At 39.7% G+C, this 19264-nt stretch carries 17 protein-coding genes; 6 read left to right on the plus strand and 11 right to left on the minus strand.

The features are described 5' to 3' along the window. Nucleotides 1-154: 154 nt before the first annotated feature. The 3 genes from A6E04_RS06560 to A6E04_RS06570 all read right to left on the minus strand — a co-directional run bounded on the left by A6E04_RS06560 (nt 155) and on the right by A6E04_RS06570 (nt 3068). A complete protein-coding gene (locus A6E04_RS06560) occupies nt 155-754 on the minus strand; it encodes a GTP cyclohydrolase II (protein WP_017020478.1) in 600 nt (199 codons plus the stop codon). 307 nt (nt 755-1061) lie between these two features. Continuing rightward, the gene (yiaY, locus tag A6E04_RS06565) at nt 1062-2207 is read right to left on the minus strand and encodes an L-threonine dehydrogenase (RefSeq protein WP_065610584.1); all 1146 of its coding nucleotides are present in this window, start codon (nt 2205-2207) and stop codon (nt 1062-1064) included. 510 nt (nt 2208-2717) lie between these two features. Further along, nucleotides 2718-3068 (minus strand): hypothetical protein, encoded by a 351-nt coding sequence (locus A6E04_RS06570; RefSeq protein ID WP_017020480.1) that lies wholly within the window; start codon nt 3066-3068, stop codon nt 2718-2720. Nucleotides 3069-3321: 253 nt separating this feature from the next. On the opposite strand from A6E04_RS06570, the gene A6E04_RS06575 reads away from it, so the two are divergent. After that, complete coding sequence (locus tag A6E04_RS06575; protein ID WP_065610586.1) at nt 3322-4512, plus strand: cystathionine beta-lyase; 1191 nt, start codon at nt 3322-3324, stop codon at nt 4510-4512. 94 nt (nt 4513-4606) lie between these two features. On the opposite strand, the gene A6E04_RS06580 is transcribed toward A6E04_RS06575, so the two are convergent. From A6E04_RS06580 to A6E04_RS06605, 6 genes are all read right to left on the minus strand, one after another. Further along, the gene (locus A6E04_RS06580) at nt 4607-4993 is read right to left on the minus strand and encodes a DUF2750 domain-containing protein (protein ID WP_023603139.1); all 387 of its coding nucleotides are present in this window, start codon (nt 4991-4993) and stop codon (nt 4607-4609) included. 289 nt (nt 4994-5282) lie between these two features. Beyond that, nucleotides 5283-8360: an efflux RND transporter permease subunit gene (locus A6E04_RS06585; protein WP_065610590.1), complete on the minus strand. Its 3078-nt coding sequence runs from the start codon at nt 8358-8360 to the stop codon at nt 5283-5285. After that, a complete protein-coding gene (locus A6E04_RS06590; protein WP_017020483.1) occupies nt 8360-9439 on the minus strand; it encodes an efflux RND transporter periplasmic adaptor subunit in 1080 nt (359 codons plus the stop codon). Before A6E04_RS06590 ends, A6E04_RS06585 begins: the two co-directional genes overlap by 1 nt. 2 nt (nt 9440-9441) lie before the next feature. After that, entirely contained in the window at nt 9442-10476 is a 1035-nt protein-coding gene (locus tag A6E04_RS06595; RefSeq protein WP_026025275.1) for an efflux RND transporter periplasmic adaptor subunit, read from the minus strand. A 92-nt stretch (nt 10477-10568) separates the two neighbouring features. Next, complete coding sequence (locus A6E04_RS06600; RefSeq protein ID WP_023603136.1) at nt 10569-10931, minus strand: DUF2799 domain-containing protein; 363 nt, start codon at nt 10929-10931, stop codon at nt 10569-10571. 152 nt (nt 10932-11083) lie between these two features. Beyond that, nucleotides 11084-12628, minus strand: coding sequence for a fumarate hydratase (locus A6E04_RS06605; RefSeq protein WP_065610592.1), 1545 nt, complete (start codon nt 12626-12628; stop codon nt 11084-11086). 170 nt (nt 12629-12798) lie between these two features. Here A6E04_RS06605 and pabB point away from each other — a divergent pair, with 170 nt between their 5' ends. From pabB to A6E04_RS06630, 5 genes are all read left to right on the plus strand, one after another. Continuing rightward, nucleotides 12799-14169: an aminodeoxychorismate synthase component I gene (gene pabB, locus A6E04_RS06610; protein ID WP_065610594.1), complete on the plus strand. Its 1371-nt coding sequence runs from the start codon at nt 12799-12801 to the stop codon at nt 14167-14169. 26 nt (nt 14170-14195) lie between these two features. Further along, nucleotides 14196-14777 carry a CoA pyrophosphatase gene (locus tag A6E04_RS06615; RefSeq protein WP_065610596.1) on the plus strand — a complete coding sequence of 194 codons (582 nt, stop codon included), beginning with the start codon at nt 14196-14198 and terminating at the stop codon, nt 14775-14777. Between the two features lie 191 nt (nt 14778-14968). After that, nucleotides 14969-16219 carry an aromatic amino acid transport family protein gene (locus A6E04_RS06620; RefSeq protein WP_017020489.1) on the plus strand — a complete coding sequence of 417 codons (1251 nt, stop codon included), beginning with the start codon at nt 14969-14971 and terminating at the stop codon, nt 16217-16219. A gap of 97 nt (nt 16220-16316) precedes the next feature. Further along, nucleotides 16317-17678 (plus strand): L-serine ammonia-lyase, encoded by a 1362-nt coding sequence (locus A6E04_RS06625; RefSeq protein WP_017020490.1) that lies wholly within the window; start codon nt 16317-16319, stop codon nt 17676-17678. Between the two features lie 211 nt (nt 17679-17889). Beyond that, nucleotides 17890-18432 carry a hypothetical protein gene (locus A6E04_RS06630; RefSeq protein WP_017020492.1) on the plus strand — a complete coding sequence of 181 codons (543 nt, stop codon included), beginning with the start codon at nt 17890-17892 and terminating at the stop codon, nt 18430-18432. A 62-nt stretch (nt 18433-18494) separates the two neighbouring features. Here the strand turns inward: A6E04_RS06630 and A6E04_RS06635 are convergent, their stop codons facing one another. Both A6E04_RS06635 and A6E04_RS06640 read right to left on the minus strand, forming a co-directional pair. Then, the gene (locus A6E04_RS06635; RefSeq protein ID WP_065610598.1) at nt 18495-18854 is read right to left on the minus strand and encodes a DUF2799 domain-containing protein; all 360 of its coding nucleotides are present in this window, start codon (nt 18852-18854) and stop codon (nt 18495-18497) included. 49 nt (nt 18855-18903) lie between these two features. Beyond that, nucleotides 18904-19263: a DUF2799 domain-containing protein gene (locus A6E04_RS06640; protein ID WP_023603131.1), complete on the minus strand. Its 360-nt coding sequence runs from the start codon at nt 19261-19263 to the stop codon at nt 18904-18906. Between the last annotated feature and the right edge of the window lies 1 nt (nt 19264).

A 19264-nucleotide genomic window follows, 5' to 3' on the forward strand; every position in this document is an offset into this window, starting at 1 on the left:
AGGAAGTATTAATGATAATTATTTTTATTTGCGTAATATACTAAAAACAAATATAAATGCAAATATTTATCATTAAGATTAACAATTATTACTTAGATATAAAAAAGCCCCATTAATTAATGAGGCTTCAACGTTTTTCTAACCACTCAATTGATCATTTATCTAAATCTAACTGATGTCCATGATCTACTTTTGATTGCAGATAATTCTCATTGCCTTTTTTTATATGAGCATGAGTATGAACCACTTCATCTAGCGTAATACCATAATCTTGAATATCTTTAATTTTCTTTGGATTGTTCGTCACAAGCTTAATTGTGGTGATATTTAACGCTCCTAGCATTTGAGCCGCTTCTTTGAAATCACGTAAATCATCACCAAAGCCTAGATGATTATTTGCCTCGTACGTGTTCATGCCTTTACTTTGAAGCTCATAAGCATCTAACTTATTATACAAACCAATACCACGACCTTCTTGGCGGAGATATAAGATAATGCCGCCACTTATCGCCATTTTATTGATACTTTCTTCTAACTGTTCACCACAATCACATCGTGAAGAGTGAAAAACATCGCCTGTTAAGCATTCTGAATGCATACGAACCAAAGGCGTTTTTTGTGTTTTATCTGCTTGATTAAAAACAATAGCAACGTGCTCTTTTTCTGTTTCTAACCCTTCAAATGAAAGCATTTCCGCAGGGATATTACTGTGTTGCCCTACACTTAACTCGATACGAGCTCTTACCTTTGTCATGCTGATTTACTGCCTTTTTCAATGAGAAGATGACTCTTCTACGATTTAATCAGATAAAAAGATCATAAGCATATCTAGTAAAAATGCAAGAATCAAAAAAAAGACCTAATAAATATTAGGCCTTTATTAATAAATTACTTATTTATACCAATAACATTAATTAAATGCTCAATTATTACGCAGGAAAGTCATTTAAGAGCAAGACAAAAATTATGATAAGTAGTTATTCTACCATCCTAATTTTTAACGCCGCTATTAAGTGAGTTAACCAGTAAGAATGAGCAAATAATTACTAAAATGGGTATTCTTACATTGCCGCTTTAAAAATGCTCACAATTTCGTCATGCGTTGCTTGTTTAGGGTTAGTAAATCCACACGCATCTTTAAGCGCATTTTCCGCCAAGGTATCAAAATCTTCTTCTTTTGCATTTAATGCAGTTAAACCAGAAGGAATACCTACGTCTTTTGATAAGACCTTAATAGCATCAAGAGCCGCTTGTGCGCCCTCTTCGTTCGTCATACCTTCTACATTTACGCCCATTGCTTTTGCCACGTCTTTTAGACGCTCTGAACATACTTTTGCGTTGTAGCTTTGTACATGAGGAAGAAGAATGGCATTACATACGCCATGTGGAAGGTCGTAAAAACCACCCAATTGGTGCGCCATTGCATGAACATAACCTAAAGAAGCGTTGTTGAATGCCATGCCAGCCATGAACTGTGCGTACGCCATTTGCTCACGGGCTTCAAGGTTTTGACCATCGGCTACTGCGGTGCGTAAATGCGCTTGAATTAGTTCCATCGCTTTAATCGCTACGGCATCTGTGATTGGTGTTGCCGCAATAGACACATACGCTTCAATTGCATGCGTTAATGCATCCATACCTGTAGCTGCCGTTAATGAGGCCGGTTTAGCAAGCATTAGCTCTGGATCGTTCACTGACATTAACGGCGTTGTGTGCTTATCCACAATCGCCATTTTAATGTGACGTGCTTCATCAGTAATAATACAGAAACGGGTCATTTCTGATGCCGTGCCTGCGGTTGTATTGATAGCAACTAAAGGCATTTGAGGTTTTGGCGATTGGTCTACGCCTTCATAATCTGCAATTTCACCACCATTCGCCGCAACTAAAGCAATACCTTTAGCGCAATCATGTGGAGAACCGCCACCTAAAGATATAACTAAGTCACACTGATTTTCTTGTAGGATTTTAAGACCTGCGTTTACGTTACCAATGGTTGGATTTGGCTGAGTGCCGTCAAACACCGCAACTTCTACACCGCGCTCAGCTAATAAATCAGAAACTTGCTTTACCATGCCGATAGCGACTAATACATTATCAGTCACGATTAACGCTTTTTTGTAGCCTTGAGATTTGATGCTGTCCATTGCTTCTGTAAGACAACCCGCACCCATTAGATTTATGCTAGGGATAAAAAATGCACTCATAACTTACTCCAATCTTATTTAAATAAATTTAATCGTTAGTTATGTTTTAACATTGATGCGGTTAATAACTTTTTGATCTAAAACAACTTCTGTAACGGGTTTATTTTGTTACAGTAAAAACGTGAACTAGAGCATTAGCACTACTGCGTTAAATCACATAAAAACACACTAATTTATTGATAATAAAAACAATAAAAGAAACACTTAAATGGTGATGCGTCGGTATACTGGCTTTCATTAGCGAGAGGGTGACAGTGACGGCGGGTTATCATTTTTTGATATAACAATTTTATATGCAGTATTAATAAAGAAGACTGGGACAAGTTAAATGCTGGCGACCGTTTAATTCTGCGAGGAGAATATTCGTTTATTGGTTTTAGCTATCAAAGTTACCAACTGGTTAGTGATGAACTAATACAAAAAATCATGACAAAAGAAACACAATAAAAAACCGAGCACTCATTGGCTCGGTTTTATTACATTCACTTTATGTAAATATAAGGTCTAGAACTAAGAACGCTTTGGCTGTTGGTACGTTTTTCCTGCCGCTTGGTACGTTTCTTTTTGCTTCATATCAAACATTGCATAGAAGAACCAAGCGATGAATTTAATTACATCATCGCCTTCGTTCATGATCCACTCTGCAAGTTCTTGAGTTTCGCCATTTTCGTCTTCATCATTAAATACATGATAAATACGTTGCTCGCCTTCTACTTCTGCAAGACGGAATTGACCTGCCAGTGACTCAGCCGCTTCAACGATATCTTGGTCTTCACATGCTTTTAATGCTTCTAGCACTTGAGGAAGGTTTTCTTTTTGACACAGTTCTTTAACCAGTATTTCAAATTCATTCTGTTGCATTTTTTAGTCAACTCTTATGTTGATACCAATTCACATAAGTATTTGGTCATTTTTGCTTGTTAAGATCGATGATAACTACGCAATTATCTGAACAACGACTTATCCGGGTTGGTATTATTCAATATTTAATGTAGATAAGCTGATTTTAACAGTAATACAAATTTATTCGACCTGAATTCCTTTTAATCCTTGATATTTTGGCTTCAATTTGGCTTTATGGAGGTATTGCTTACTTATAATTGAATGGATTCAGATGTCAGATAAATTAGATACTAAATATGTTACGGCAGGTCGCAGTAAGAAATGGACAAAAGGCGTGGTTAACCCACCCGTTCAACGTGCTTCTACCGTGGTGTTTACTACCGTTGCTGAAAAAAATCATGCGATGGCTAATCGTGCTAAACAAACTCTTTTCTATGGTCGTCGCGGCACTGAAACCCATTTTGCCTTGCAAGATGCGATGGTTGAGTTAGAGGGTGGCGCAGGTTGTGCCCTATACCCTTGTGGTACCGCTGCGATTGCGAATGCGATTTTGTGTTTTGTAAAAACGGGCGATCATATTTTAATGGTCGATGGCTGTTATGAACCGACTCGTGATTACTGTGACACCATCTTGAAGAAAATGGGCATTGAAACTACGTATTACGATCCAATGATTGGCGAAGGCATTCGTGATCTAATCAAACCAAATACCACAGTGCTATTCACTGAATCGCCTTGTTCTATCACGATGGAAGTGCAAGATGTTCCACTGCTTGCTCGTATCGCGCACGAATCAGACATTGTGGTTATGCTTGATAATACATGGGCTGCAGGTGTGAATTTCTCTCCTTTTGAACATGGTGTTGATATCTCGATTCAAGCGGCGACCAAATACATTGTCGGACACTCCGATGTGATGCTTGGTACGGCGGTTGCTAATGAAAAACATTGGGACCAACTGCGTGAACAAAGCTATTTAATGGGCCAATGCATCTCTCCTGATGATGCTTACCTTGCCATGCGCGGTTTACGCACCATGGGCGTTCGTCTGAAGCAACATGAGAAAAGCAGCATTAAAATCGCCAATTGGTTGGCTGAGCATCCGCTTGTTGATCACGTCCGTCACCCTGCCCTTGAAAGCTGTCCGGGTCACGAATTTTATCAACGTGACTTTACAGGCTGTAATGGCTTGTTCTCTTTTGTATTGAAGCAGTCTGATAGCAAAGCGACAACGGCATTGCTTGATGGCATGACACATTTTAGTATGGGATATTCTTGGGGCGGATTTGAAAGTTTGATCCTAGCTAATGAACCAAAAAGCTTTAATGCATTAAGAACAGTGGCTCATCCTAAATTTGAAGGCACATTGATACGTCTTCATATTGGATTAGAAGACATTGATGATTTGATTGAAGATTTAGAATCAGGTTTAGCTCGCTACCAAGAAACCTTGTCAGCTTAACTTTATGCTGTTTAGCGAAAATATAAAAATGGCGACTCTATTTGAGTCGCCATTTTTATATGTCTCTGTATTTAATATCTAGGTTGATAAAAAATTAACGCTTTCTTTCTTGCTTTGTTAATTCAAAATCAAATTCATCAGGGAAAAGTACTTGCCCTTCTTCATTTTGATTTGGGAAAACAACAACGGCCAATTCGTCATCTTCAAGACCAGTAGTCCAACGGCTGTGCCATTTATTTAGAGAGATAGATTCTGCTTTACAGACATCCCACTCGCCTGTTGCCCATGCTTCTGCAAATTCTTTGTTTGGCCATACAGGAACGCAATCTTCTTCTTCGGTATTCAACATCACACAACCGTGTTCATCAGTCAAAATCCAAATTTCACGATTAGCGACAACTTCTTTCATAAAGTAAGTAAAACGCTCTTCTTCATGAGAATTTACGATTTTGTCCATTGCTTGTTGATCTAGTTGGCTCATTACCAATTCCTATCAGTGGGAAAGATTATATTATACCAATCTGGATAAGTAGTTGAGCAGATAATTGCGTAAGAAAAATCGATTAGAGCAAGGCATAAATTGTAATAACTAGTGGATCTAATTATTGCGTAATTCTTGTAATAGAAAAGCATAACGCAGCTATAATCGATTTTAACAAGCAAGAATGATCAAATATTTATGTAGATTGGTATTTGGATAATAACAAAAAAAGCCCACACTGCGTATGGCAATGTGGACTTGATATCGGATTTAATGACTTAATCCTTAATTAATACTCTACAACCTTAATTTTATGGAACATACGATACAGCACCGGAACCACAATCAACGTAAGTACGGTTGCAAAACCTAAACCAAACATAATGGTCACGGCCATTGGTTTGAAGAAGGTATCCGGCAATAACGGGATCATACCTAGAATCGTAGTGATCGCCGCCATACATACAGGACGAACACGACTTAACGCCGCATCAACCACCGCATGATAGGGTTCTTTACCTGAATGTATCTCTATCTCTATCTGGTCGAGTAAGACGATGCCATTTTTCAATAACATGCCACTTAAGCTCAAGAAACCTAATAGCGCCATAAAGCCAAAGGGAGTATTAAGTGCTAATAAGCCAGTAGTTACACCGATGAGAGCTAATGGAACAGTTAACCACACAATAACGGACTCTTTCACACTATTAAAGAGGAACACCGTCACTAGGAACATGAACAAATACCCCATTGGCATGGTTTGGAACAGAGACGCTTGTGCATCACGTGATGATTCATATTCACCACCCCATTCTAAGCTGTAGCCTGTAGGGAAATCGATCGCTTCTATTTGTGGTTGCAAACGTTTTTGCAGTGTCGCCGCTGTTTCTTCACCTAGAATATCTGGATCTGCCATTACGGTTAACATACGTTTACGATTCTTACGTACTATCAGTGGATCTTCCCAAATGACATCGTAGCCTAATACCACTTGCTGTAATGGAATATACAATGATAATGCCGGGCTCCAGATCTTCATTCCTTCAATCGTACTGATATCAACACGTTCATTTTCAGGTAAACGCGTCACAATAGGCATTAACGTTGTACCATCACGGTACACACCAATCGCTTTACCCGCAAAGGCCATCTCAAGCAGTTCGTTCACATCAGTTTTAGAGATGCCGTAACGACGAGCCTGACTCTCATTAAACTGAGGCTCTAATACCTTAGTTCGCTCACGCCAATCATGACGAATGTTCGTCGCTGATGGGTCATTGTGCATAACTTCAATAACTTGCGCGGCTAAACTGCGAAGAACGGTTGGATCGGCACCCACAATGCGAGCTTCAACTTTAGCTCCACCACCGGGTCCTAATTCAATCTGCTTCAGTTTGTATTGGATCTGCGGATAATTAGTTTCAATATGCTGACGGAATTTAGCCATTAATGCCGGCAATTCGTTGTAATCATCAACACGAGTCATTATCTCGCCATACGCGGCGTAGCTCTTTTCTGGTGCATAGGTCAACATGAACCGCTGCAGACCTTTACCCGCCGTGGTTGTGACATGATCAATATGTTTCTGCTCTAGGATCCAATCTTCTAATTCTTTTAGCGTCTTGTTGGTTGAGCGAATGTCCGTTCCTTCTGGCATCCATACATCCACCAAGAAAATTGGCGTTGTTGATGACGGGAAGAACGACTGCTTCACTTTAGTAAAACCGTAGACACTACCACCAAGTGCAACAACAAGGATCAGCATCGTTGCGATTGAGTAGCGCATACAGAACTCAAGAAAACGCTTATAAATAACAAAGATCATGCCATTATACGGATCTTTCTCTTCGTTATTTTCCCCTTCAACCTGAACCGTTTCTTTAAAGAATAAAGACGCAAAGAATGGCGTAAGAGAAATGGCAGTAAACCAACTCAGCATCAATGAAATCAATAGAACCGTAAACAAGGTTCCACAGTATTCCCCCGTTGCATCATCAGATAAACCAATTGGAGCAAAGGCTGTCACGGCAATAACCGTAGCGCCCAATAAGGGCCACTTGGTTTGCGTAACAATATCGGTGGCCGCTTGCATCCTCGTTCGGCCTTTTTGCATACCAATGAGGATCCCTTCAACCACCACAATGGCATTATCGACCAACATCCCTAGTGCAATAACGAGCGCACCTAATGAGATTCGTTGTAAATCGATGGCCAAGTACTTCATGAAAACAAACGTACCGCAGACGGTGATTAACAGAATTAATCCGATCAATAAGCCTGAACGCACCCCCATAAAGAAAAGTAAAACGATAATCACGATGGCAACGGCTTGGGCTAAACTCACCACAAAACCACTCACCGATTTATCAACTTCTTTTGGCTGGCTGTATATTTCAGAAATATCAATACCAATGGGCTGTTGGTTTTTTAACTCCAACATTCGTTGATCAACCAATTTACCGATTTCAACAACGTTTACCCCCGCACTAAATGAGATCCCCATATTGAGTGCAAAATTACCATTGAAGTTAATTAAATTACTTGGTACTTCAACATAACCTCGTTTTACGGTCGCAATATCTTTTAAATAAATAAGACCTTGCGCTCCACCTTCAGTAATAATTAAATCACCAAGTTGCGACACATCTTGAAACTCGCCCGTTGGGTGGATCTGTATGTATTCAGAACCAATTTTTACGGCACCCGCACTTGAAACGGTATTTTGCTCAGAAAGTAAACTGTAGAGTGTTTGAGGTGAAATACCTAAGCTTGTCATGCGTTTTAGTGACGCTTCAATAAAGACTTGCTCTTGTTGAACACCAGAGACTGAGACTTTACTTACCCCATCAACAAGTTCTAATTCACGACGTAAATAATCAACATAATCAAGAAGTTCTTTATACGAATACCCTTGTCCTGTAACGGCAAGAAGTACACCGTATACATCACCAAAATCATCAATAACGGATGGTTCTCCGACTCCCGGTGGTAACTGACGTTTTAAGTCATTTACCTTTCGGCGCAGTTCATCCCAAATTTGTGGTAAATCATCAGGGCCATAATTATTCTTCATGGTTACCGTAATTTGAGATAAACCACGACTCGATAATGAATTCACTTCATCAACATAGGTAAGTTGTTGAATCGCTTTTTCAAGCGGATACGTCACTTCCTCTTCAACTTGCTCTGGTGTGGCACCCGGATAGTTCGTCACAACCATTGCATCTTTGATGGTAAACGCAGGATCTTCTAATCGCCCTAAGCCAAAGAAAGCAGAGGTTCCACCAATAATGAAAATCAAAGTCAACATCCAGCTGATCACTTTATTTTGAATAAAGTACGCTGCAATTCCCTTTTCTTGACTCATTATTTCTCCTCCGTATTGATGATATTCACTTCTATGCCATCACGTAAGCGAGAAACACCCGCAATAACAATACGATCTCCCGTTGTGACACCTTCTACGACTCGTAAACCCGAAGATGTGGCCTTGGTTGTGATTATTTTTTGCTTTTTCACTTTATTGTCAGAGCCAACAAGCCAAACGTATTTTTCATCTCTATCAATGTTGTCCCCATCTTCATTAAAAACGGCTTCGATCGGAATAACCATACCAAATTGACTCGATGCACCTAGCGAACTTTGCTCAGTAGTGACTTCAACCGCCATACCATCCAAAATAAATTGATCTTTTGGCATTGGCATCGTCAACGTCACTAAGTACGCACCCGATTCAGGATCTGGCTCTGTGGTGAATTCTTTAACTGTCGCTTGGTACGATGAACCATCATCTAAACGAACAGAAGCTTTGATTTTATCGACTAATCCTTTATTTGGTTGTTTAGCATATAACTTATCAGGCACCTGAACCGTAATATCAACCGCGCTACGATTATGAATATTAAAGATTTGCTGCCCAACTTGAATGTTTTCAAATTGCTCGACACTCACTCGGGAAATGATCCCATCAATTGGGGCTTTTAATTCAGTAAAACTTAAACGTAATTTTGCCAATTCTAAATCAGCCAATGCAATCTGACGTTGGGCGGCTAATTCATCAAATTGCGATTTAGCAAGTAATCCTTTATCGACTAACGGTTTCGAACGTCGATACTGGCTGTTTGCCACGTTGTATCTTGCTCTCGCATTATCTACATCAATGTTGTAATCCGTCTTATCTAAAATCGCTAAAACTTGACCTGCTTTAACGGTTTCTCCCGAGCGAACATTTAACTCTTTAATCTCACCAGATAAACGAAAACTTAGATGGGAGCGATCAGCCGCTGTAGCGACTGCAGGAAGATAAAGATGATCACTCACTAAGCCGGAATTAATCGTTTTAATAATGACATCAGGTGCTTCTAACACCGTATCAATAGGCGCTGGTTTACAAGCCGTAAGTAATAAGGCAGTCGACAATAAAGAAAATCTCATTAATTTCTGCATAATTATAATCCTCTCTCCTTAACCCACTTACGTACTTTCATGCCTTCTTCTAATCCAGCAATTCCTGAAGAGACGATTTGGTCTGAATCATTAATGCCAGAAAGAATTTGACGCTTATCACTAAGCTCTACCTCTACTTTTTCGACTCTGCCATCTTCGGCCACTCGCCACACATACGTTTTATCACCTTCCGTGTCAATCGCCCCTATTGGTAATTTTTCACTTTCACCACTTGGGATCGTGACTTTTACTTGACCAGACATTCCTGGCAAAATACCTAATTCTGTTGGTCGAGCCATGCTCATTTTAACGGTGTAACTTGATGTTTTACTGTCCGCTTCGGTATCAATTTCTTCAAATTCAAGAGGGAATTGAAAATTAGGAAATGAATCAAACGTTACCGTTGCTTCGACTTCAGTAAAACTAAACCGTTGTAATAAATAATCAGGAAGTTGAAAAACCACATAAAAAATATCATTGGTTTGAATATGCATGATCGATTGCTTGGCACTTACGTACTCAAAGTTTTCACTTGGTAACAAGGAAATGGTACCCTCGTAGGGAGCAATTAATTTGGTATAGCTGAGATTGGCTTTTGCTTGATCCAAGGTCGCCTTGGCGGTTTTTCGGTTTGCTACTGCGGTATCGTAATCTTGCTCTGAAACAACTTGGTCTTTACGCAACTTCTTGGTTCGTTGGTATTGAACATCAATCAAGCGATATTGTGCTTGTGCTTGCTTTTGCAATAAACGGTATTCATCTGGATTTATCGTGGCAAGTTGCTGTCCTTTTGATACCATTTCACCCGCATGCACTTCTAAGGTATTTAATTGCCCCGGAACCCTAAACGCTAATACCGCTTTATCTCCGGCTTCTGCTTGGGCAGGGAATAAGCGTGAGGTGGCTTGATTACCGATAGATACAACCATTGTTTTCGCAGGTCTCGATTCTGGCTCTGCAATCTGTGGAGCCTTACTATCACACCCCATTAATAAAACAGAACTAAGTAGCGTTGCCACCGCTGTTTTTTTAAACATAAACAATTCCTTGTAATGATAATTTTTTATATAAAAGCATTATTACCTATAAATTCGTTCGTCCAGAAAATCTGAAATAAAATTAATAAACGTTATTTTTTATTTTTCTTATGGTTAACACCTTTCTCATATTCTTCTTTAAACTTTGGATGAGATTGGTCACACAAACCAAAGTAAGGTTCTTCACTTAACCCTAAGATATAAGGAACTTGGGTACAGTACACAATAGTACCTTCCTCATGACCCGAAAAATAGGCATTGTAAAATTCACCCGTAATCACCTCTTTAGGATTCATCGCCTCTAATTGCTCTTGAGTCTGAACCACAAATCCTTTCTTTGCTCTAAACTCGCCATAATTAAACCAATCATCTGCATTTTTTTCTTTTTCTGCTTGAGATGATGACGAGCATCCAACCAATAACAATGCCAATATCGCTGAAATAAATAATTTCATAAAATCTCCAAATAAATAACGTACTTTGCTTCAATCATAATAAAGAACCATAGTACACTCAATTAGTTAACATTAAAGATACACGCATAAAAAAGCACTCAATAATTGAGTGCTTCTCATAAATTATAGAAACTATTTAGTAAATTACTAACTTATTCCATTTCTGCTATTTTTACTTTCCACGTATCGGGACCAATTTGGTGTGCATTTGCGCCCGTTGAATCAACCGCAACAGTCACTGGCATGTCTTCCACATCAAATTCATAAATCGCTTCCATTCCTAGCTCTTCAAAAGCAACCACTCTTGCTTTTTTAATCGCTTTAGATACGAGATATGCGGCACCACCGACGGCCATTAAGTACACTGCTTTTTTGGCTTTAATAGACGCTACGGTTGCAGGGCCACGCTCTGCTTTACCGATCATTCCCATTAGACCCGTTTCTAACATCATGTCAGTAAACTTGTCCATACGAGTTGATGTCGTTGGACCCGCAGGACCAACGGCTTCGCCACGCACTGCGTCAACAGGGCCAACGTAATAAATGAATTTACCATTAAAATCGACACCTTCAGGTAAACCTTCGCCGCTTTCAATCATGCTTTGTAGACGTTTATGAGCTGCATCACGACCGGTTAAAATCTTGCCAGTTAGTAGAACCGTTTCACCTGTGCGCCATTCTTGTACGTCAGCTTTGGTCAGTCCATCAAGATTCACACGACGTGTATTCGCGCCCGCTTCCCATGTGATGTCTGGCCACTCTTCTAGTTTTGGCGGCTGAAGATCAGCAGGGCCTGAACCATCAAGGGTAAAATGAACGTGACGTGTTGCAGCACAGTTAGGGATCATGCACACAGGCTTAGAAGCGGCATGTGTCGGTGCAGATTTTATTTTCACATCAACAACCGTGGTTAATCCGCCAAGACCTTGTGCACCAATGCCCAGCTTATTCACACGATTAAAAATATCAAGACGCAGTTCTTCTTCTGCATTCTCTGGACCACGGTCAATCAATTCTTGAATATCAATGTGACCCATTAACGATTCTTTCGCTAATACCGCCGCTTTTTCTGCGGTTCCGCCAATGCCTATACCTAGCATGCCTGGTGGACACCAACCCGCGCCCATTAACGGCAAGGTTTTTTCTACCCATTCCGCAATATCATCTGATGGGTTTAGCATCACCATTTTGGTTTTATTTTCAGAACCGCCGCCTTTTGCTGCGATTTGAATCTCAACGGTATTACCCGGAACCATATTGATGTGCACGACCGATGGCGTATTGTCTTTCGTATTAATACGTTTGCCAGCAGGATCAGACAGTATTGATGCACGTAGTGGATTATCTGGGTTAAGGTACGCTTGACGAGTACCTTCATCGATCATTTGTTGAACGGTTAAATCCCCTTCCCACTGTACGTTCATACCAATATTAACGAAGCAAGTCACAATCCCCGTATCCTGACAAATAGGACGACGCCCTTCTGCTGACATACGTGAATTAATTAATATTTGAGCAATTGCGTCTTTAGCCGCTTGACTCTGTTCTCTATGGTAGGCTTTTTCAAGCGCTTGAACGAAATCAAGTGGGTGGTAGTAAGAAATATACTGCAGTGCATCAGCAACAGAGCTGATCACATCTTCATTACGAATAGTTGTTCTCGTTTGAGCAACCATTTCTTTATTAACGTTCGTCATAGGGCCCTCTTAAAATATATGCTTCCATGGCAATAATGTAATGTCGTTCTTTTTAGTAATGACGTGAGCAATCGTCATCTATTATTTTCTTTTAGAACTCTCAGTATGATACTCTTGCTCTCTATTCAAGGCTATCGTTGCTCATCACATTCTGGTCATAAAAACTCAAAATGAACAATCAATTAGACGCAAAATTACAAATGACATCCCTTGATTATCAATCCAACTCTTTGGTTGATTTGTTTTCTGCAATTGAATCTCAACCATGGTCGATGTTATTGCATTCCTCTGCGGTTGGTCATGTCGATAATCGTTATGACATCGTCGTTTCTGATCCAATAGCAACGTTACAAACTCACGATAAAATCACTTCTATTAATATAAAAGGAAGAGATCTTATAACCAGTGAGGATTGCCCCTTTGAATTGTTAGCTCACTATCAAGAATTCCTAACACCAAGCTGCGATTCCATCACTGATCTTCCTTTTATTGGCGGCGCTTTAGGCTACTTTAGTTATGATCTGGGCCGCCGAGTTGAATCGATACCTGATATTTCAGAAAAAGACATCCCCACCGCAGAGATGGCGATAGGGATTTATGATTGGGCACTGGTTGCTGATCATAAAAAGAAAACATTAACGTTAATTCAGCCAAACAACAGTGATCGCCTAGCATGGTTGCAACCGTTCACCGCCATTCAAGAAGAGAAACTGTCGTTCCAATTAACGACACCTTGGTCATCAAACATGACAAAAATTGAATACTCTGAAAAATTTGACGTTATTTCTGAGTATCTTCAATCGGGTGATTGCTACCAAATAAATCTTGCCCAGCGCTTTAGTGCACACTATGAAGGTTCTGAATGGTTGGCTTATCAAAAACTCGCGATAAATAACGGAGCCCCTTTTTCGGCGTTCATTAGAACACCTGAATTAACCATTATTTCCGTATCGCCTGAACGTTTTTTACACGTTAAAGACAAGCAGATAGAAACCAAACCAATCAAAGGCACTCGTCCTCGCTCAAAAGATCCAATAATAGATGCGAAAGAAGCTGAAATATTACGTAATAGCGCAAAAGATCGCTCAGAGAACTTAATGATTGTGGATTTATTACGTAACGATATTGGTCGAGTAGCAAAACCGGGATCGGTTAACGTACCGAGCCTCTTTGCGATTGAATCATTTCCTGCTGTCCATCACCTTGTTAGCACCATCACAGGTGAACTTAATACTGGTTACAGCGCTTTTGATTTATTAAAAGCCTCTTTTCCTGGAGGCTCTATCACTGGAGCGCCAAAAATTAGAGCAATGGAAATTATTGAAGAGTTAGAACCACATCGTCGTAATTTATATTGTGGCAGTATTGGTTATATCAGTCGCTGTGGTGCGATGGACACCAGTATTACCATTCGAACATTAATAGCTTATGACGATACTTTATATGCTTCCGCTGGTGGTGGCATTGTTGCTGATAGCGAAGTTGAACTAGAATATGAAGAGACATTACATAAGTTAAGTAAAATTCTACCGATATTATAACGTCACCTAAACTAAGGATCCGGCTTATGGATACACATTTATTTTCTCATTTATTACTCAATAAGCCGAATTCATACAGTGAAGATTTATTGCTGCACCCTCGCTTTAAAAACACAAATTTTAAGCAAGCCGCCGTTCTTGTTCCTCTCGTAAAAAGACCCTCTGGATTGCATTTAATTTTGACTCAAAGAGCCGCTCATTTACGTCATCATCCAAGTCAAATTAGCTTCCCTGGAGGCAAGGCCGAACCCTCTGATTTATCCTTAATTCATACTGCAATTCGTGAGACAAATGAAGAGATCGGTATTCAATTTGAGCACATACACCCATTAGTAAAACTTAACACAATACCAACAATATCCGGTTATAAAGTAACCCCTATCGTTGCACTTATTGATGAAAGTTATACCACCGCAATCGATTACGGTGAGGTTAGTAGCACATTTGAAGCACCACTCTCCCACCTTCTTAACCCAATAAATACGACAAAGCACAAAGTTTTTAACAAAAAACATACGTATGAGTTAATTTTCATTCCTTTTAATAAAAAACTCATTTGGGGAATTACCGCGGAAATCATTCATTCAATGAATCACATTTCAAATTAGAAAAACTAGCCTTCATTAATAAGTTTTCCTAATCCGAACTCAATACCTACTGTGATCATTATCAATAATCTTCAGATCTCCATTCATATTTTTTCATTTGTCGATCTGGGTCAAGGTTTTTCTTGTCAAAATAACGACAATAGCGCCGTTCCCAAAATTCCTGTTCTAAAAAAATTAAGAGTATAATTACTATGCAAACAACAACGACTGCATCGACAGGTGCAAAAAAAGCAAAGTGGACTTATAAAGATTTCACTTGGTGTCTTTCTCTATTCGGTACAGCCGTAGGTGCTGGTGTTTTATTCCTTCCAATTAAAGCGGGTGCGGGTGGTTTTTGGCCTCTTGTTATTCTTGCTCTAATCGCTGCACCAATGACTTGGTTTGCACACAAAAGTTTGGCTCGTTTTGTTCTTTCTGCTAAGAACCCAGACGCTGATATTACCGATACGGTAGAAGAGCATTTTGGTAAAACTGGCGCAAACCTAATCACTTTTGCTTACTTTTTTGCGATTTACCCAATTGTATTAATTTACGGTGTTGGTATTACCAATACAGTCGATTCTTTCATGGTTAACCAAATGGGTATGGAATCCATTCCTCGTTGGTTACTATCAGGTGTTCTTATCACTCTGATGACATGTGGCGTTGTATTTGGTAAAGAACTTATGCTGAAAGCAACATCAGCAATGGTTTACCCTCTTGTTTTCATCTTGATGGTTCTTTCTGTATACCTAATCCCTGAGTGGAACACATCAATGGCGTCTGTAGCACCAGATTGGAGCGCAATGCCTTCTGTTGTTTGGTTAGCGATTCCAATCATCGTTTTCTCTTTCAACCACAGCCCAGTGATCAGCCAGTTCTCTAAAGAACAACGTCGTGTTTACGGTGAAAATGCAGTAGCAAAAACTGACATGATCACTGGCGGTGCAGCAATGATGCTAATGAGCTTTGTAATGTTCTTCGTATTCTCTGTGGTTCTTTCTCTATCTCCAGAGCAACTTGCGCAAGCACAAGCACAGAACATCTCTGTTCTTTCTTACCTAGCTAACGTTCATGAATCTCCAATGATTTCTATCATGGGCCCTATCGTTGCTTTTGCTGCGATTACTTCAAGCTACTTCGGTCACTTCCTTGGTGCTCATGAAGGTCTTGTTGGTTTAACTAAGTCTCACACAAAAGCCTCTCTTGCTACTGTTGAGAAAGCGTCTTTAATCTTCATCGTTGTGACTACTTGGATCGTTTCTATCGTTAACCCAAGCATCTTAGGAATGATTGAGACAATGGGTGCGCCAATGATTGCCGCTATCCTATTCCTAATGCCTGTATTCGCAATGCGTAAAGTACCAGCAATGGCGAAGTACAAAACTTCAGCACCTGTGCAAATCTTCACAGCATTATGTGGTGTTGCTGCGATTACTTCTGTAATCTACGGCGCTCTTTAATCGTCATTCTATATTTTGATATAGACATCGATTATTCGAAGTAAAAATAATGATAATAAAAGCCCCCTATTAATGGGGGCTTATTCGAGGTAACAACATGATTAGTGTTTTTGATATCTACAAAATTGGGGTTGGTCCATCTAGCTCCCACACTGTTGGTCCAATGAAAGCGGGTAAAGAGTTTATCGACGATTTACGTGGCATGGGCAAACTGCGTGATATCACTAAAATCACTGTTGATGTTTACGGTTCGTTATCACTGACAGGGAAAGGTCACCATACTGATATAGCTATTATTATGGGTCTGGCAGGCAACACGCCAGAACACGTAGATATTGACTCAATTCCAGGCTTTATTGCTCGCGTTGAAGAAACAGAACGCCTACCCGTTGGTATGCATTGCCATACGGTAGAGTTTCCGAAAGATGGTGGGATGAATTTCCACAAAACCAATCTTGAATTGCATGAAAATGGTATGCAGATCCATGCGTGGATAGATGGTGAAATCGTTTACTCTAAAACATATTACTCTATCGGTGGTGGTTTTATTGTTGATGAAGAACATTTTGGTAAAGAAGTAGAATCATCAATCAAGGTACCTTATGCCTTTAATAGTGCAGAAGAGCTCGTTAATCTATGTAAAGAACATGGATTATCTATTAGTGCCTTAGTTATGAAGAACGAACACGCAATTCTTGCAGAAGATGAAGTTCGTACTTATTTTGCAAAAATTTGGAAAACCATGCGTGATTGCATGGAAAAAGGCATGAATACCGAAGGGCTCCTTCCTGGACCTCTACGTGTTCCTCGTCGTGCTGCGGCACTTCGTCAACAGTTGCTTACATCAGAAAAAACATCAACTGATCCTATGGAAGTTCTGGATTGGGTGAATATGTTTGCATTCGCAGTTAATGAAGAGAACGCTGCTGGTGGACGTGTTGTTACAGCACCAACAAACGGCGCATGTGGCATCATCCCTGCTGTATTGGCTTATTACGACAAGTTTATCCAAACAGTAACAGAGAAAGATTACATTCGTTATTTCGCAGCATCTGGTGCGATCGGTGGTCTATACAAACAAAATGCATCTATCTCTGGTGCTGAAGTGGGTTGTCAGGGTGAAGTAGGTGTTGCTTGTTCAATGGCTGCTGCTGGTCTTGCTGAATTAATGGGTGGAAGCCCTGAGCAGGTCTGTATGGCTGCTGAAATTGGCATGGAACATAATCTTGGATTAACGTGTGATCCTGTTGCAGGACAAGTACAAGTCCCTTGTATTGAACGTAATGGTATTGCTTCTGTAAAAGCAATCAACTCTACTCGTATGGCACTTCGTCGTTCGTCGGATCCTCGTGTTTCTTTAGACAAAGTTATTGAAACAATGCTTGAAACAGGCAAGGACATGAACGCGAAATACCGTGAGACATCTCAAGGTGGCCTCGCGATTAAAGTTATCTGCTAGACTATTCATTGATACTATTAAGGGACGTTAATTCGTCCCTTTTTTATTTTTTATTCATTCACACAACTAATTCCTTTCAATTGAACTATACTAATCATACTAAATCCTTCTTTTTTACAGAAAATTAACAATATAATCAGCATTCACTATTAACAATAAACTCAATTGCTGTAATATTACTATTAATACGTTTTCCGATAATATAATTATTATGAATAAGAAAAAACATACCCTATCTCCTAGAGCGCAAGAATTAAGAGCTGAATGGACTGGAATGAAAAGTGATTATCGCTTTATTTCTCATTCATTCAACTGTGTGAAAGTTCATATCCATACACCTGATGATGGAATGTATAACCGCTCTGTCGGCTGTTTAAAGCAAGGGCGAGATAAAGCCCTTAAAGAAGCAGTAAAACAGCGTAACCAAGTTGGTCGAGAACTCTGGGGCAACTGTTGGCATGCGGTTTTAAATACCCCAAGTCTATTTGAGCGCTTACCACACAGCCTTGAACCTGATGTCATAGAAAAGAAGCGTACCCTTCTTTCTGGTGAAGTCAGAGGTACGAAATACTATATTGTTCGCTGGAAAGAATTAGTTGGTGACGAATATAAACCGAAAAGTAGACTCTTCATACACGGAGACGACCGATTAGGTGCATACACCAAAGCGAAGAAACTAATGATAGAAGTACATAAAGAATTCATCCCAATTTTGAAAAAGATGGGACGCTTTAATATTATTAAAGTGAGCTAGTTTTTATACATACAAAAATGGCGGAATTCTATTCCGCCATTTCTATTTAGTGCTAAGTAACGTTACATTTTATCAGCGACTGAATGATAACCTCGTAGATAATCATACTTAAAGTTTTTATCGATGCCGTCACAAACACCGGTATAAACTCCATCTTTAGTGCCTAACTCGAACGCATCTTGCCCACAATATTCTTGAAGACCTTTTTTATAGCCGCTTACGTAAGCATCATAGTTAGACGCTTTTAACTCCGTACCATCTAATAGATCGGTGATTTGTTCTTTAGATTCAACGCTCCATCCTTTGACACCTCTATCTAACCCATAACTGTTCCAATCACTATCTAGTGTTGATGTCAGTGGAGCTAAACTTGAACAAGCCATCAGCGAAAGAGCAAACACAGTAATCAATAACGCTCTCATATCAGTACCCTCTTATTATAAATATACTTACTAATAGGAAACTCTACAGTTACATCTCGCCAGCAGTCGAATGTCTACCGCTACTGTAATCTTCCCTGAATGTCCAATCTATCACATCACAGATACCATTATAAGGTTCGCCTTTCACGCCTAATATGTAAGCATCTTTCTGACAATATTCAGCTTGCCCTTCTTTATATCCGGCAAGGTAGGATTGGTAATTTGTATCTTTAAGCGCTTCACCATTCAGTTTTTTGATCAGTGTAGATTCTGATTGAATAACTAAGCCTTTTAGAGCTCGTTCATACCCAAAATCTTTCCAATCCTTATCCATCATCGATGTTGGAACTGGCGTTGATGAGCAAGCCGCTATCATTAATGTGATAGCAAGAACAACTAACCTTTTCATA

The sequence above is a fragment of the Aliivibrio logei genome, from assembly GCF_001691055.1.
In the GTDB taxonomy this organism is placed as follows: Bacteria; Pseudomonadota; Gammaproteobacteria; order Enterobacterales; family Vibrionaceae; genus Aliivibrio; species Aliivibrio salmonicida.